General features: G+C 29.1%; 10 protein-coding genes and 1 tRNA gene. 3 read left to right on the top strand and 8 right to left on the bottom strand.

The annotated features are described in order from the left end of the window. Positions 1-13 precede the first annotated feature (13 nt). The 8 genes from LPB03_RS05610 to LPB03_RS05575 all read right to left on the bottom strand — a co-directional run bounded on the left by LPB03_RS05610 (position 14) and on the right by LPB03_RS05575 (position 14,554). Positions 14-1,054 carry a glycoside hydrolase family 53 protein gene (locus tag LPB03_RS05610; protein ID WP_065318872.1) on the bottom strand — a complete coding sequence of 347 codons (1,041 nt, stop codon included), beginning with the start codon at positions 1,052-1,054 and terminating at the stop codon, positions 14-16. A gap of 23 nt (positions 1,055-1,077) precedes the next feature. Continuing rightward, positions 1,078-3,396, bottom strand: a complete 2,319-nt coding sequence (locus tag LPB03_RS05605; protein ID WP_065318873.1) for a glycoside hydrolase family 2 TIM barrel-domain containing protein — start codon at positions 3,394-3,396, stop codon at positions 1,078-1,080. Between the two features lie 24 nt (positions 3,397-3,420). Further along, positions 3,421-4,080 (bottom strand): T9SS type A sorting domain-containing protein, encoded by a 660-nt coding sequence (locus LPB03_RS05600; protein WP_065318874.1) that lies wholly within the window; start codon positions 4,078-4,080, stop codon positions 3,421-3,423. A gap of 59 nt (positions 4,081-4,139) precedes the next feature. Further along, positions 4,140-5,270 (bottom strand): SusE domain-containing protein, encoded by a 1,131-nt coding sequence (locus tag LPB03_RS05595; protein ID WP_065318875.1) that lies wholly within the window; start codon positions 5,268-5,270, stop codon positions 4,140-4,142. A gap of 18 nt (positions 5,271-5,288) precedes the next feature. Beyond that, positions 5,289-6,887: a RagB/SusD family nutrient uptake outer membrane protein gene (locus tag LPB03_RS05590; RefSeq protein ID WP_065318876.1), complete on the bottom strand. Its 1,599-nt coding sequence runs from the start codon at positions 6,885-6,887 to the stop codon at positions 5,289-5,291. A gap of 10 nt (positions 6,888-6,897) precedes the next feature. After that, positions 6,898-9,873, bottom strand: a complete 2,976-nt coding sequence (locus tag LPB03_RS05585; RefSeq protein ID WP_065318877.1) for a SusC/RagA family TonB-linked outer membrane protein — start codon at positions 9,871-9,873, stop codon at positions 6,898-6,900. Between the two features lie 187 nt (positions 9,874-10,060). After that, a complete protein-coding gene (locus LPB03_RS05580) occupies positions 10,061-14,056 on the bottom strand; it encodes a hybrid sensor histidine kinase/response regulator transcription factor (protein ID WP_170324199.1) in 3,996 nt (1,331 codons plus the stop codon). Positions 14,057-14,479: 423 nt separating this feature from the next. Beyond that, a tRNA-Pro gene (locus LPB03_RS05575) sits at positions 14,480-14,554 on the bottom strand. Between the two features lie 138 nt (positions 14,555-14,692). Here LPB03_RS05575 and LPB03_RS05570 point away from each other — a divergent pair. The 3 genes from LPB03_RS05570 (at position 14,693) to trxB (ending at position 17,280) form a co-directional block, all read left to right on the top strand. After that, on the top strand, positions 14,693-15,790 hold the full coding sequence (locus tag LPB03_RS05570; RefSeq protein ID WP_065318879.1) for a PQQ-dependent sugar dehydrogenase: 1,098 nt from the start codon (positions 14,693-14,695) through the stop codon (positions 15,788-15,790). 1 nt (position 15,791) lies between these two features. Beyond that, positions 15,792-16,220 (top strand): c-type cytochrome, encoded by a 429-nt coding sequence (locus LPB03_RS05565; protein WP_083187080.1) that lies wholly within the window; start codon positions 15,792-15,794, stop codon positions 16,218-16,220. A gap of 112 nt (positions 16,221-16,332) precedes the next feature. Continuing rightward, positions 16,333-17,280 (top strand): thioredoxin-disulfide reductase, encoded by a 948-nt coding sequence (gene trxB / locus LPB03_RS05560; RefSeq protein ID WP_065318880.1) that lies wholly within the window; start codon positions 16,333-16,335, stop codon positions 17,278-17,280. Positions 17,281-17,294 lie beyond the last annotated feature (14 nt).

The following is a 17,294-nucleotide window of genomic DNA, read 5'->3' as shown; positions in this document are numbered from 1 at the left end:
TGTATTTGTTTTTTTAATGTCTAACATATTTATCGAAAACATTTATCACAGGCTTCACATTTCCATTTTCATCAAAATAAGTTCTGTAGGAAAAACCTTTGTTTGGTGCTGCAGGTTCCCACCAAAAAAGACCTTTTCCTCTATTTTCTGGTATGTTTAATATAATGTTATTTACTTCTTCTAAAAATTCTTTTTGCCCTTCAGCAGTTTCAGGAAAAGGAGGTTTTTTATTAATATATTCTGCAGGACTGTGGTTGTAAGCTGTTTCTACAAGAACAATATCTTTTTTATAGGTTAGCGCTGCAAAGTTTAAACATTCTCTTAAATCTAGCAAACTTCCATGCCACCAAGGATAATAAGATTGCCCAATTACATCATACTTTATATCGTATTTATGTAATTTATCAAACCAATATTTAGTGAATTCTTTATCACCTCCTTTATCAATATGAATCATAATTTTTGGTGATGAATTGTTACCAATACTAGCGTAAACACCGTTGATACCTGCCTTTAGAAAAGCCGCTAAATTATCCCAATTTTCTGGTAATTTTCCATAAGGCCAAATCATTCCATTACTTATTTCATTACCAATCTGAACCATATCTGGATATACGTCTGCTTCTCGAAAAGCAATCATAGTTTCTTTGGTAAATTCATAAACCAACTGTTCTACTTCTTTTTGGGTTTTTCCTTCCCAAGCTTTTGGTACAAATTGTTTTTGTGGATCTGCCCAAGTATCTGAGTAGTGGTAATCTAATAAAAATTTATAGCCTTTCTTTTTTGCTTCTTTAGCTAAAGCAATTGTATATTCTAAATCGTTTGGCAGTTCTTTTGGAGAGTTAAATAATCGCAATCGAATCCAATTATAACCATGTTCTCTAAAAATGTCTAATCCTGGTTTTGCGATGTTATTTTCCTTAAAAGAAAACCCTTTATCTTCTGCTTCTTTAACAAATGATAAATCTGCACCCACCATATATTCTTGACTAAATGTTGTTTGAGATAGAAATACTAAAAATAAAATTAGTGTTATTTTTTTTGTTGATATCATTTTTGAGTAGTTTTAAAAGTCTTTTAATTATGAAAATTAGCTTCGATTGTAACGTTTTTTATATCACTTGTTTTTACTAATATTGATGCAATTCCTGCTTCTGCAATAACTGATTCTTTACCTATTATTTCTGCTTTACCATCAACTTTGAAAAGAATTTTATCAGTAGAATCAGCTACAAGAATACCATTATCATCTGTAACATAAGCATGGACAAAAAATACGTCTGTATCTTCATTTTTTAAATTTTGATAATCATTATCAATTTTAATTTTTATTGTTGATGCTTTGCCAGGAGTCTCTCTTTTATCAGATATTATGATTTCATTATCAAAATAACCTTTCGCCTCTAATGTTCCTTTTTCAAATTTTGCTATAGAAAATGTAAATGGTGGATGGTTTAATTTATCTGAAACTCGATTGCTATCTGGTTTTTGACGTCCTAAGCTTTTACCATTTAAAAACAACTCCACTTCATCGCAATTGCTAAAAATTGTGACCTCTAATGGACTGTTTTCTTGCCAATTGTTGGCAATATATAAAACAGGTTTCCCAAAGGGATCGTTGTAATTTCTCTGACTTTGATAAAAGTAGTAAGAGGGTTTTGGAACTCTAAAAATATCCATAATTCCAGAGGATTCTAAATCGTTAGAATATCCTCTGTTATAATCGTACATCACCCAATAACCATCAGCAAATGCTGGCGTTTTTAAATTGTCATTATGTGCTTCTTGAATATTTTTTACTTGTTGCAATAATGCTTTTTCTCCTGCAGACCTTAATTGTCTGCTAGAACGTTCTTCTTGCAATAAACCACTCCAATCATCTTGATTTAAACCTGCATTCATGGCATAATATTCCCAATCTCCATATTCAGAAACATTGTATGGTTTTGTTAAAGTAGAGTCATAATGTTGCAATCTGTGTTGGCGCGCTTGTAAGTAAATATCATATCCATAAGATTGCCAACCAGCAGTAAAACATTGATCTCCTGGATATTCTTCGTGCGCAATTTTGGTTAGTTTATCTATAAATGATTCTGGCATCCAAGATTCGTTCAAAGAAACTTCCCAAGCTAATACAGATGCATGATTTCTATCTCTTCGTATCAAATTTTTTGAAGCTTGAAAAACATGTTCTTGAAATTCTTTGTCTTTGCTAAAATATTGCCAACCTAAAATGGCATCAATAGTAACTAAACCTAATTCATCACAAGCATCCATAAAAGAGTTGCTTTGTGGATAATGAGATAATCGTACATAATCGAATCCAGCTTCTTTTATTTTTTTGGCATCTCTATAATTTGCATTATCTGAAAGTGCATACCCTATATAAGGATATTCTTGATGTCTGTTAACACCTCTCAAGAAAGTTTTTTTCCCATTTAAATACAAATCTTGATCAATAAACTTTACAGTTTTAATACCTATTCTAGTAATTTCTTTATCAACAGTTTTACCATCTTGAATAATTTCTGTTTTTAAAAGATATAAACTTGGTGAATTTGGCGACCATAATTCTGGATTATCTATCGTTAAATTATTAACGAATTCTTGTTCTTGGTTCGAGTTTAAAATTTGTTCTTTACTTTCAAAAGAAATAACTTCTACATCATTTTTAAGTAAAGTATTTTTTATGATGAATGAATTTTTACCCAAATCTTCATTCTTAACATGAGTTTGAATTTTAATTTTAGCCAATTCTTCTGAAACTTCTGGATAAGAAACAAAAATACCTCCACTAGCTTTTTTATTAGCATAAATAGGATCTGTAATATGCAAAGGATTTTTAGCGATTAACCAAACATTTCTATAGATACCACCATACGTATTAAAATCTAATGTTTTAAGAGGTTTTGGCCCAGTAACTGGATTGTCTTCATTATTTAACTTAACTGCAATTGTATTTTCGTTTTCGAAATCAGCTACCTCTGTAAAGTCTATCATAAAAGGTAAATAGCCACCTTGATGTTTGATAAGCTTTTTTTCGTTTACCCAAACTTCAGCAATATTCATTGCTCCTTCAAATTTGAAAAATAATTTTTTATTTTTCATTTCATTGGTAAGCTTAAAATTTTTACGATACCAAGAAATACCTTGCCATTGATTGTTTACAATTTTTGGCTCAACCTTTGTTGTGTGAGGTAATTGAACAGCATCCCAATTTTTAGTATCTATTTTTTTTTCAAAAAATAAACTATCTACATTTTGATTTTCAATACGTTTAAACGCCCAATTGTTATTAAATTTTATTTTATCAACAACAACCGAAGTTTTGTTTTCTTTACAGCTTAAAAATAAAAAGCTTATGCAAATAATAACTAAAATATTCTGTTTGCTCATCTATAATTTTTCCTTTTTATTAAATTAGTTTTTAATGAATTTTAAATTCTTTACCTTATTGTTTGATTTAATTGATAACAAATATATACCATCATTTAAACTAGAAATATCAATGCCATTTTCTAATTGATTTACTGATAAAATATTTTTTCCTAAAATATTAAAAATAAATGCTTTATAATCTACATCATTCTTTAAATTCTGAAAATAAATTTTATTTTTAGCAGGATTAGGATATGCTTCTATATCACTTAAAGTATTACTAAAATCATCAACACTAAGATTAGATGAAGTTATATTTATTTCTGTATCAGGAAATTGTCCTGCTAAATAACTAAAACTACCATCTTTTAGTTCAATTTTTATTTTATAATTTAAGTTTCCTGTTAAATCACTTGTTGGTGTTGTGCTTTCTGGAATGGTAAACGTAAAAGAGCCAGTAACATCTGTGCCAGCAACTGCTGGATTTAATTCGGCATCTACAATAGTAGATTGATAGGTAAAATCATCTTGAAGTTCTATAGCAGAATAAATATAACCATCTGCAGATATAGAATATGTAAAATCTACAGTAATTGTACTGCCTATTTCTGCATTTGTTAACGCTGCAGAAGTAAAGCTAATTGATTGTGCATTTAAAAAAGAAGAAATGCATAGTGCAGTAAAAAGTAATTTTTTTTTCATAATTTGAAGTTTAAAATTAAATAGAGAGAGGTTATTCTACCTCTCTCTATTTATGGTTATTAATTTAGTGTAATCGTTTTTTCTACAGCATTTATAGTTAAATTATAGCTACCTGCTGTTCCTATAAAGTTGAAATTTGCATCTGGACCTCCATCACTTTCAAAATTAGAATCTATAGTAAATCCTTGATCTATATAATATTGAAAATTGTTATTGGTATCATAAGTGCCAAATGTTTGGAAAAATCTAAAGATGTTATTGTTTAATTCTATAGATGCAGACCATATGTCTGGAGTGTTTTCTATAAATTCTACAGTATCTCCACTAAAACTCCAACCTCCAGGTACAGCATCTCCAACTGCCCAAAGAGAAGATGATGCTTCTAATTGAATGGTTTTGTTAGCATCGTCAATTGTTATGGTGTAAATACCAGGAGTACCTATAAAACTAAAATTATCTCCTGCATTTTCTAAATTTGCATCAATAGTATACCCTTCATTTTCAAAGTAGTTGTAATCTAAACCAGAATCCCAATCTCCAACAGTTGTAAAAAACCTAAAATTAGCATTTCCTAATCTTGCTTTAGCTTTTAAAACATTCGTATCACAAGTAAGTTCTATTCCTGGAAAGTTCCATCCAATATCAGTAATACCTTCCCCTAAAACATATAAAGAATTACATGTATTTGTTGGGATATCTTCTAACCAAGTTATGTTGATGGTTTCGAACTCAGAATATGTAGTTAAATTATCTGTTGTACCCACATTTGCTTTGATTCTAACAAAAAATTGACCAACATTATTTGCCAAACCAGCACTATCTGTGGTACTTGGATCTGCATCTAAACCCAATTCTTTTGCAAAATCTAAAAAATTAGAAATGGTAACTGGAAAGTTGTTTTCATTTGTAGTACCAATAATAGTAAACGTACTAAAAGTAGGGTCTATAGAACCTTGAATCTCGTAAGTAACGTTAGTGGTTACACCAAAATCTGCAGACTCCCAGATTAATCGATCTCCAATATTTTCTTTTGTTGCCTCAGAAATTAAATAATTTGATGCAAAAGAATTTGTAAATATAATACCATCTACATCTGGTTGTGCAACAAAAATTGGAGCGTTTTCTTCTTCACATGAATAAAATGTGATAAGAATAATTATTGCTAAAGATTTTAAAAGTAATTTTTTCATTTTTATATAATTTTTAATTTAATAACCTTGATTTTGAGTAAGATTTGGATTTGCAGCTAAACTTGCACTAGGAATTGGAAAAACACTTCTGCTATTGTCTAAAGGAATTCCAGAAACTGAATTACCCTTCCAAGACCAGTTGTAACTACCTCCAGTATATTTATTAAAACGGATTAAGTCTTGTCTTCTATGACCTTCCCAATGTAATTCCACTAAACGCTCTTTAAGAATTAAGTCTAGATTTAAATCTGATGATGAAATACTATTGTTGTTATTGGATCTTGCTCTTAACTGATTTATATAATTTACGGCTGTAGCTGTAGAACCACCACCACCTCTAACTACAGATTCTGCATACATCATATACACATCTGCCAATCTAAATAATGGAAAATCAGTATCAACAATTTCGTTCGCAGAACCATTTGCCCCAGAAGAAGTTTTATTAGACCATTTAGTAATTACATATCCAGTTCCATTATTGCTAATGTTTGTTATTTCAATGGTTCTGTTGGCACTTATAATGGTATTTCTGTCATCAGCATTATAATTACCATTTAACATCGTTTCAGAAAATTGACGAGTTACACGCAAAGCGCCTCCCCAGCCACCAGAAGTTACACCAAATTCTGAACCATTGCTTTCTAAAGAACCAACTTGACCATTCACAGCTACTGTTGTTGGCCCATAATTTTGTGAGACAATTCCATCTGAAATTATTGGAAAAATTATTTCATTTCTGGCATTGTTAGAATTGTTGTCTGCTTTAAAAATATTTGAGTAATTAGGAGCTAGGATATATCCACCAGCAATAATTTTTTCACAATATTCTAAACATTCAGCATACTTATCTTCTTGTATATATACTTCTGCATTTAGATAAATTTTTGCAAGTAACATCCAAGCTGCACCTTTATCAACTCTTGCATATTCGTTTTGTAAAGGATCTTTTAAAGTTGGTAAAATATCTAACAACTCAGACTCTATATATTCAAATAATTGAAATCTGTCATATTGTGGTGATTGATATGCGCCTACAGGATCTTCCTCTGTAATGAAGCCTGCTTTTCCAAACAAATCCATCATATGATAGTAGGCAAGAGCTCTTAAAAAACGAACTTCTGCTCTGTAAATAACGATTTCATTTTTTAAGGTTTCAGAAACACCTCTAGATTGTAGTACTTCATCTGAAGTTTGTCTTAAATACTCGTTTGCAAAAGACACTTGTGTCATACATCTTCCAAAAAAGCCTCTTAAAATTACGTTTTCTGAAGTCCAAATATTTCTATTTAAATCTCTTAAACCAGGATCATTTTCCCAAGTCCATTTTGCTTCATCTGTAGTTAGTTCTTGTAAATTCCATAATCCTCTTCCATATTGACTTGTACCAGCATCTAAACCAGTAATATTAGATTCTCCTGGACCTTGAGAACTTGTTAAGGTTAAATTTCCATAAACACCAGCCAAACCTTGTTTGTAAGCTTCTGGAGAATTGTAAAAATCATCGACCAAAAAAGTATTTTCATCTTCTGGAAGTATGTTTAAATCATTGGTACATCCTACTATAAAAAGAAGTAGAAAACAGCTTGTTATTAATAATAATTGTCTTTTTTTCATCTTTTTTTATTTAAAATTTTATGTTTGCACCAATGGTAAAAGTTCTTGGTCTTGGTGTAATAGTATTGTCTATTCCATTATTAAATACTTCTGGATCTAAACCTGAGTAATTTGTAATTACGAATACATTTTGAACACTTGCTGATAATCTGATGGAAGATTTATTGCTAAAAATTTCATTAAAAGTATAGCCAGTAGTTATGTTGTCCATCCTTAAAAAAGAAGCGTTTTCTATATAATAATCAGAAAGTATTACATTTTCTGTGGTATTAAAATTAGATTGTAATACTGATGTTGGTAAATTTGCAACTACAGAACTGTTCTCTAGCAAATCATATTGAGCTCTAGAGGAGTTTACATTATTATAGACGTAATTATCTATATTGGCTCTTAAATTAAAAGATAAATCAAAGTTTTTATAGTAAAAGTTTGATGCATAACCAAATGTTACAGAAGGAGCTCCATTATGATGAATATATTTATCTGCATCTGTAATTAAATTATCTCCATTTAAATCTGCATAAGCGCCTTCTATAGGATTATTGTTGCTATCGTAAACTTGCTTATATACAAAAAATGAAAATGGCGTAAAACCTTCTCTATGAATTTGGGCTGTATTTCCTGTTCCACCATCTGCGCCACCAACTAATTGATCTTGATCTAATGCTAACTTTTTAATTTCTGTTTTGATAAAAGTAGTGTTGAAATTAAAATCGATATTTAAACCATCATCATTGGTAATTAAATCACCTCCAATTGAAAATTCAATACCTTGAGAAGTGAAATTCCCTATGTTTTGAAAACCAGAATTACTAAAATTAGAACCATCAGAAATAGCTGCATTAGATAATAAATCTTTAGATTCTTTATAAAACCCTTCTAAAGAACCTGTAATTTTATCGTTAAATAAACCATAATCAAAACCTATGTTATACGTTGTAGTTTCTTCCCATTTTAGTTCTTCATTTCTAAATTGTGGTATCCCAACAGGTGTTGTAGTATCTCCAAAAATATATTGAGAACTTGGTAAACCTCTTATATATCTAGATAAAAATAAATCTAAATTATTTCTACCAATATCTTGTTGACCTGTAATACCCCAACCTAATCTTAATTTTAAAGATGATAGGTTTTCAGATTCTGGAAACAAATCTTCTTTTATTTTCCAAGCAATTGCTGCAGATGGAAAATTACCCCATCTATTTTCTTTACTAAATCTTGATGTACCATCTCTTCTGTAAGAAAGTGTAAGTAAATATTTATCGTAAAATGAAAAATTTGCTCTACCAAAAAAACCAATTAGTACCAAATTAGGATCTACATTGTTTACTGGTTCAGAATCTGGACCATCATCTAACAATTCGCCACTTACATATCTTTTATTGGTGAATTTTTGATAAGAATATCCAGCAGTTCCATCAACATTAAAATTATTCCATTCTTTATTATAAGATAAATACCCGTCTAAAAGTGTGTTATTTTGACTGTTTGTGTATTCTGAATAAGAACCCACCAAACTTCCATCATTCTGAGCTAAAGGATTTTTATCAGAAACCCTTACTGTACCATCAGCATTTTGTTTATCCATACCTACATTTAAAACTGCAGATAATTCTGGTAAAAAATTAAAATTATAATCTATTTTAACATTCCCATAAAAACGCTGAATATTACTTATACTTCTTCTTTGTAATAACTCAGCCAAAGGATTAAATGGAGCTAATGCAGTTAAATCATCTTCATTAATTACACCATCATTATTATCTGTATAATACTGAAAGTAACCTCCAAATGGTGAGTTTTCATCATAAACAGGTTGTGTAGGATCGAAAGTTAATGCATTTGCTGCTTGACCTGAAGCAAATCTATTTCTTTCAAAAGAAGCATTACCATTAACACTAATTTTTAAACTGTTGTTTAAGAAGTTAGGGTTTAGATTAAAAGAGGCATTATTTCTTTCAAATCTAGAGGTTAACTGCAATCCTTCTTGAAAAGTTCTTCCTATAGAAATTCTTGCAGGTATTTTATTGAGTAACATTCCGTTTGCAGAAGCATTTATAATAGAAGTTGCACTATTATTATAAATTTCATCTTGCCAATCTGTATTTGCATTGCCTAACAAAGGAGTTAAACTAGGGTTTACACTACTTACTAAATTACGTAGCTCATCACCTGAAAAAACATCAACTTTATTAGGAAGTGTATTGATACCGAAATTCATATCTAAATTCACATTCAGATTTCTAGATCCTTTTTTAGTTGTTATTATAATAACACCATTTGATGCTCTAGAACCATAAATTGCAGTAGCAGAAGCATCTTTTAAAATTGAAAATGATGCTATTTCATTAGGATTAATTGAACTTAAAATAGAACGAGAACCACCAATAGCATTATTATCTACAGGCAAACCATTTATTACGATTAGAGGATCGTTTGAGGCTCCTAAAGATGCTCCACCTCTAATTCTTATGGTAGAACCTGCACCTGGTTCTCCACCAGTATTAATTGTTAATCCTGCTACTTTACCATTTAATAAATTTTCTGCTGTAGTTATGTTTCCCTTATTAAAGTTTTTCTCTGTTATTGCAGTTACAGCTCCTGTTGCATCTTTAACAGTAGTTGTACCATAACCTATGATAACAATTTCATCTAAACTTTGTGTATCTTCTTCTAGAAAAACATTGATTGTTGCTGATGTAACTTTAATCTCTTTAGGTGCATAACCTAAATAACTAAAAACTAAAATATCATTTAAGGACGCTTTAATAGAATAGAGACCATCAAAATCTGATGTAATTCCTATTGTTTTTCCTTTAATAATAATATTAACTCCTGGAATTGGACTATTTGTATTTGATTCTTTAACGGAACCAGAAACAACAATTTCTTGAGAATATGAAATTGCTATGGAAAAAAAGAATAATAAAGGTAAAAGTATTTTTTTGGTATTAAAAAAACTTTTCTTTTTTGAGAAAATAGACATTGCTAATATAATTTTAAAATTAATAGATTTTTACTTCGTAAAAAAAATAGCTTACTTTACTAGTGCAAGTAATTATAATCCGTAAAATTATACAGGGGTCATTTTCAGTAAATGAGTATTAATAACTCATAAAATAGATTAAAATAGCATATGTTTAGGGTAAGATATTTGATATATGGTTCGTTCTTTAAGATTTTAAGTAATAAGAAGGATTTTGTTTAAACTTATTTTTAAATAGCTTGCTAAAGTATTTTCTATCTGAATAGCCCACTTTGTAACATGCATCTGAAACAGAATACCCCATTTCTTCTATGAGTTGTTTTGCAATTGATAATCTATAATCTCTTATAAACTCCATATAAGTAAGACCTGTTAAAGACTTTATTTTTTTATACATAGAAGAATGGCTCATATTTAAATTTTTAGAAATAATTTGAGCTTTCAGGTTATTTGATTGTAGGTTTTCTTCTAGAGACTTATATAGTTTTTCTAAAAATATTTGATCTTTAGAGTTCACTGTTATTTCTTTTGGATTCAATAGAGTAGTGTTATTAAATTTTTGCTTTAATAATTTTCTACTCTCTAAAAGGTTTTTAATTCTATTTATTAAAAACTCCTCATTATAAGGTTTTATTATATATTCATCAGCTCCTGTTTCATAACCTTCCATTTTATCTTTGGTAGATGTTCTCGCAGTTAAAATGATAATTGGAATATGACTTTTTGTACTGTTGCGTTTTATTTTTTTAGATAATTCAAGTCCATCCATTTCTGGCATCATAACATCACTTATAATGAGATCTGGAGTTGTGGTAGTTGCTAATCGTAATCCTTCTAGACCATTAAAAGCTTGAATAACAGCGTAGTTTTCGTTTTCTAGAAGTTCTTTTAAAGATTCTTGAATCTCTTCATGATCTTCAACAATTAAAATAGTTTCTTTTTTATCTTTTCGATCTAAAATTTTCTTTTGAATTTTTTCTACGGCATTTTCTTCAAATAAATTGTTTTCCTCTACTTCTAAACTGTCTTTAAAATGATTGTTTCCTTTTAATAACTTTACTTCAAAAGAACTTCCTTTTTTAAATTCACTAGAAACACTTATTTTTCCTTTATGCAGTTTAATTATATCTTTAACTATAGATAAACCAAGACCAAAACCTTTATTATTTTTGGTGTGAGTATATTTTACTTGATAAAATCTATTAAAAATTTTTTCTTTATCATCTACAGAAAGTCCAATTCCTGTATCTTTTACCATAAATATAACCTCATTATCGTTGGTTTCTATGTTAAAATCTATTTCTCCATTATCATTTGTAAATTTAAAAGCATTAGATAATAAATTAAAAATGACTTTTTCTAACTGATTATTATCAAACCACAAATAAATAGTACTTTCATCTGTTTTAAAACGATATTTAATATTTCTATCGGAAGCAATGTCTGAAAAAGACAAATAAATTTCTTTTGCGAAACCAACAAATTCACCTTTAGAGACATTTAAAGCAATATCGTTTGTTTCTAATTTTCTAACATCTAAAAGCTCGTTAACCAATCTTAAAAGTAAATTACTATTTCTTCTAATAGTATAGGCTGCTTTAATTTGCTTGTTGTCTTTAGTTTTATCGTTATCAAATAATCGATTAATAGAACTTAATATTAAAGTAACTGGTGTTCTTATTTCATGCGATATATTAGTGAAAAATTGCTGTTTTGCATTATAGAGCTCGTTATCTTTTTCATGAGTTAATTTTTCTAACTCTAAGCTAGATTTTAGTTTTCCCCAAGCAATAATGTATTTTCTTATAAAATATATAAAAATTAAAAACAGCAAAAAGTATAGCGTAAATGCCCACCAAGTTAACCAATATGGTTTTTGAATTGTTATTTGGAGTGATGTAAAACTGTCTCCCCAATTTGCGCTAACTTCCTTGCTTTTTACTTTAAAAATATAATCTCCTGGAGATAAATTAGTATAAGTAGCAGTCCTGTCTTTACCAATAGCTCTCCAATCTGTATCAAAATTTTCCATTTTAATAGCATATTCGCAATTTTTAGCGGTTGGAAATTTTAAAGCAGAAAACTCGAAAGTAATAACATTTTGAAAGTGCTCTAAGGTAATTTCTTTAGTCATTACAATATTTTTATCTAAAACTCCTTTATCTCCAATAGTGGCTTCTTTATTAAAAATTTTAAAATTTCTGATGCTAACCTTTGGTTGTAAATTAGTATTTGTTACTGTTTTTGGATCGAACTTTAAAACTCCATTAATTCCACCAAAATAAAGAAACCCTTCTTGATCTTTAAAAGTAGAATTAATGTGAAAATCACCTGATAAGTTATTAAAAGTGGTAAAAGTATTGTTGAAATAACTGTACTTTATAATCCCTTTTTTAGTACCAAACCAAATATTACTTTCATTATCTTCTATGATAGAGGTAATGGTTCTATACTTTATGTTCTCGAAATTTTGAAAACGTTCTACTTTATTTGTTTTGAGATTCATTCTGTTAACACCTTCACCAGAAGTTCCTATCCACAAATATCCTTTAGTATCTTTTAAAATAGAAAATAGATTATTGCTACTTATAGTTGTTGAGTCTAGCTCTTTATAACTGAAAGTTTTAATATCTTTTGTAGTACTATTAAAAAGATTTAAACCACCACCAAAAGATGCAAGCCAAATTTTATTTTTGTCTTTTAAGATCGATACAATATTGTTATTTGGTAAATTAAACCTTGAAAATTTATCATTCGTTACATCCAAATAATTTAAACCACCACCCCAAGTTGCAATCCATAAATTATTTTTTTCGTCTTCTATAATATCTCTTACATCATCAAAACTCAATGATTGATTGTCGTTAAAATGATTGGTATATTTGGTTACCTTTTTACTTTCTTCATTCAATTTAATAAGACCATTATCAAAAGTACCTAACCAGATGTTGTTGTCTTTTGTTTGAATTATCTTCTGGATATATTTGGCTTTAATTTTGTCTTTATCGTAAAGTTGAATTTTTTTAGTCTTTTTATTATACACATTTAAGCCATTACCATCTAAACCAAGGAATATTTTAGTATCATTTTGAAAAATAGATAAAACTGGATTTGGGTTTAAACCAACAAAGTCGCTAACCATAATCTCTGTTTGATTTTTTTTATCTAGAACACTTATTCCATTCCAAGCTGTACCAATCCATATATTAGAATCATCGTCTTCGGAAATTACATATATAGCATTACCTGCTAAAGAAGATAATAGTTGTGAGTTGTACATGTAGTTTTTAACAATAGGTTCTTTGCTGTTTGGATATTGTAATTCAAACAAACCATAACCATCTGTACCAATCCACAAATTATTTTTGTTGTCTTTTTTTAAAGATCGTATAATTTTAACCTTATTGCTTAATGTTAAATTGTTGTAAAAAAAGTTAGTTACTTTTTTGGTTTTTAAATCGACAATTAATAAACCACTACCTTTAGTTCCTAGCAAAATGGCGTCAGAATTTAATTCTGTAATTACATTAATTGCACTAGTAATTTGTTCAGTTTCGTTGTTTAATGTTTTAAATTCTTTGTCTTTTGTATTAAAAAGTAACAAACCATTTGCAAAAGTGCCTAGCCATAAATTCCCTTTTTTGTCTTGATAAATACTCGTAATATTTAATTGATTTTTCTGCGGATGTGCATAGCTCACAAACTTTTTTAATTCATAATCAAATAAGCACAACCCTTTTTCTGTGCCAATCCAAAAAAGGCCTTTGGTATCTTCTATAATAGTATTAATTCTGTTAGAAATTATTGAAGAATCATTTTGTGAAGAATTTTTAAAAGAGATGAATTCATCATTTTTTTTATCATATAAATTTAGCCCACTTCCATAAGATGTTAGCCAAATTCTATTTTTACTGTCTAAGTAGATGCCTGAAATATCGTTAAATTCGATATTACTATTTTGTTTGTTATAAACTTTAACAGCATTACCATCATATCTGTTTAGTCCATTTTGAGTACTAATCCAGATAAAACCATCTTTCTCTTTAACAATTCCTGTTATTTTTGAACTGGAGAGGCCTTGAGATTGATCTATTTTTTGAAATATTGGTTGCGTTTGAGCTATTAAATTATAAAAATTTGTTATTAAAATAAGTATTATTAATATTAATTTTTTGTATTTCAAAATATGAAAGTTTATGGACTTAAACATAGAACTAGATAAAAATATATTAGTAGGTCAATTTAGTATTATTTGTGGGTCATATTATGAATATTTACTTATTTAATATGTTATTTTATAAAAAAATATTTTTTAAAGTTTTTATATGCTTACTTACTTTTCTTTTAATAAGTTTCGCATAAATAAAGTTTGGTGGAAATACTTGAATCATCTTAAAAAAAATGTTTCTATTAGTACTTTATTTGTTAAAGACATTTTTTGTAAATGTAGGACGAGCTATATGAAAAGTAGATTTTTTTTATAGAACAGATTTCAATAACTACCTTTAAATAGGCTTCAATCAATTCTTAGAAAATCCTAAAAACCACAAAACCTTATAAATCATAGGATTTACAAGGTTTTAGTTTTTATTGGTATTAATTTTAGTCGGGGTGGCAGGATTCGAACCTGCGACCTCCTCGTCCCAAACGAGGCGCGATGACCGGGCTACGCTACACCCCGAAAGTGTAAAATTGTAGTGTAGTTTATCTCGAGCGAAGTCGAGAGGCTACACCCCGAAATTTTATTTTCGGAGTGCAAATATATAGTAATTTTTGTATATTTATAAATTTTTAATCTATTTTTTAAATTCTTAATTCGATGAATAAATTATTACTTTTTTTAATGTTGATTTTAATGTTTTCTTGTAAAATAAAATCTCAAAATAATACTCAAAATACTGTTAGTTTTGAAGTTGTTGTCAAAGATTTAAATATTCCTTGGGGATTTACTTTTTTGCCAGATAATTCTATTTTAATTACAGAAAAAGAAGGTGAGTTAATACATTTTAAAGACGGAAAAAAGACAATTGTTTCTGGAATGCCAGAAGTTACTCTTCGAGGTCAAGGAGGATTGTTAGATATTGAGAAACATCCTAATTTTAAAGAAAATAACTTAATTTATTTTACATATGCATCTTCTGAAGGAGAAGGAAGTGGCGCCAACACTACTTTAATGAGTGCTAAATTTGAAAATAATCAATTAACGAATCAGAAAGTTTTGTATAAAGCAGCACCTAATAGTAGAAAAGGGCAACATTTTGGTTCTAGAATTGTTTTTGATAAGGAGAATCACGTTTATTTTAGTATTGGAGATCGAGGAAATAGGGACGAAAACCCACAAGATATTACAAGAGATTGTGGTAAAATTTATCGTTTAAATGATGATGGAACCATTCCAAATGATAATCCTTTTGTAGATGTTGACAATGCTAAGAAAGCTATTTTTAGTTATGGACATAGAAATCCTCAAGGAATGGAAATAAATCCTTTTACCAATGAAATTTGGAGTCATGAACATGGACCAAAAGGAGGGGATGAAATTAATATTGTTCAAAAAGGGAAAAATTATGGTTGGCCAGTAATTAGTTATGGTGTAAACTATTCAGGAACAAAATTTACGGAAATTACAGAAAAAGAAGGTATGGAACAGCCTTTGCATTATTGGACGCCATCTATTGCACCAAGTGGAATGGCTTTTATAAACTCTGATAAATATCCAAATTGGAAAGGAAATTTGTTAGTAGGCTCTTTGAAATTCGAATATATTGTTAACTGTACTTTAGAAAACGGAAAAGTTATCAAAGAAGAAAAAATATTAGAAGGTTTAGGTAGAGTTCGTTCAATTGAGCAAGGAAATGATGGATTTATGTATGTAGGAATTGAAGGCTTAGGAATTGTTAAAATTATTTTAAAATAATATGAAAAAAATTATATCAATCGTATTTTTAGGTTTACTAATGTTTTCGTTTACAAAAAAAGAAGATAGTTATACTGAAATAAATCAGGACTCTAAATTTACAGAAAGTATTAAAAGAGGGAAGGAAGTTTATACAGATATGTGTATTTCATGTCATATGGCAAATGGAGAAGGGCTACCTAAGGTTTATCCACCTTTGGCAAAATCTGATTATTTAATGGAGAAGAGAGAAGCTAGCATAAGTGCCATAAAATACGGTTTGAAGGGAAAGATTGTTGTAAATGGAATTACGTACAAAAATATGATGTCTAGATTGGGCTTATTAGATGATGAAGTGGCAGATGTAATGAACTATATTACCAATTCTTGGGGAAATAAAAACTCGAAAATGATTACAATTGAAGAAGTAAAAGCTGTCTCTAAAAAGTAGGTTTTTATATTTTCCATCAATTTTTATTATAAATATATTGTAATTTTACATACCAAAAAGTAGCATAAATAAATCTAAAAAATTAGATTTGTGAATCAATTTTAAGAATAATATGTCAGAAAATATAGAGAAAATAAAATGTTTAATTATAGGTTCAGGGCCTGCAGGTTATTCAGCAGCAATTTATGCAGCAAGAGCAGATATGAAACCAATAATGTATACAGGAATGCAAATGGGAGGTCAATTAACAACCACTACAGAGGTTGATAATTTTCCTGGTTATAAAGATGGAACTGATGGAACTGCAATGATGGAAGATCTTAAATACCAAGCAGAACGTTTTGGTACAGAAGTTCGTTTTGGCATGGTTACAAGTGTAGATTTAAGTGATAAAGTTGGCGGAATTCATAAAGTAGTTGTTGATGAAGAAAAACATATTGAAGCAGAAACTATTATTATTTCTACTGGTGCAACTGCAAAATATTTAGGAATTGAAAGTGAGCAACGTTTAATTGGTGGAGGTGTTTCTGCATGTGCAACTTGCGATGGCTTTTTCTATAAAGGACAAGATGTTGTTGTAGTTGGAGCAGGAGATACTGCTGCAGAAGAAGCAACTTATTTGGCTAATATTTGTAGAAAAGTTACAATTTTAGTCCGTAAAGATTATATGAAAGCATCAAAAGCGATGCAACATAGAGTAAATAAAACTAAGAATATCGAAGTTTTATATAACACAGAAATTGATGAAGTTTTAGGAACTAATGTTGTAGAAGGTGTTAGAGCAATCAACAATCAAACAAATGAAAAGCACGATATTGCAGTAACTGGGGTTTTTATAGCAATTGGGCATAAACCAAATTCAGATTTATTTAAAGGTGTTTTAGATATGGATGAAGTTGGGTATTTAATTACCAAAGGAAAAACTACAAAAACAAATTTACCAGGTGTTTTTGCTGCTGGAGATATTCAAGATAAAGAGTATAGACAAGCTGTAACAGCTGCAGGTACAGGTTGTATGGCTGCTTTAGATGCTGAGCGTTATTTAGGTGCTTTGGTATAAATTTAAATTTATAG

This window comes from Polaribacter vadi, from assembly GCF_001761365.1.
GTDB classification, from domain to species: Bacteria; Bacteroidota; Bacteroidia; order Flavobacteriales; family Flavobacteriaceae; genus Polaribacter; species Polaribacter vadi.
Note: the sequence above shows the minus strand (reverse complement) of the source record. Positions and strands in the feature narration are given on the sequence as shown.

Bases quoted from the DNA above. Each gene is read 5' to 3' on its own strand.
- LPB03_RS05610 (WP_065318872.1), bottom strand. From the start codon at position 1,054: ATGATATCAACAAAAAAAATAACACTAATTTTATTTTTAGTATTTCTA.
- LPB03_RS05605 (WP_065318873.1), bottom strand. From the start codon at position 3,396: ATGAGCAAACAGAATATTTTAGTTATTATTTGCATAAGCTTTTTATTT.
- LPB03_RS05600 (WP_065318874.1), bottom strand. From the start codon at position 4,080: ATGAAAAAAAAATTACTTTTTACTGCACTATGCATTTCTTCTTTTTTA.
- LPB03_RS05595 (WP_065318875.1), bottom strand. From the start codon at position 5,270: ATGAAAAAATTACTTTTAAAATCTTTAGCAATAATTATTCTTATCACA.
- LPB03_RS05590 (WP_065318876.1), bottom strand. From the start codon at position 6,887: ATGAAAAAAAGACAATTATTATTAATAACAAGCTGTTTTCTACTTCTT.
- LPB03_RS05585 (WP_065318877.1), bottom strand. From the start codon at position 9,873: ATGTCTATTTTCTCAAAAAAGAAAAGTTTTTTTAATACCAAAAAAATA.
- LPB03_RS05570 (WP_065318879.1), top strand. From the start codon at position 14,693: ATGAATAAATTATTACTTTTTTTAATGTTGATTTTAATGTTTTCTTGT.
- LPB03_RS05565 (WP_083187080.1), top strand. From the start codon at position 15,792: ATGAAAAAAATTATATCAATCGTATTTTTAGGTTTACTAATGTTTTCG.
- trxB (WP_065318880.1), top strand. From the start codon at position 16,333: ATGTCAGAAAATATAGAGAAAATAAAATGTTTAATTATAGGTTCAGGG.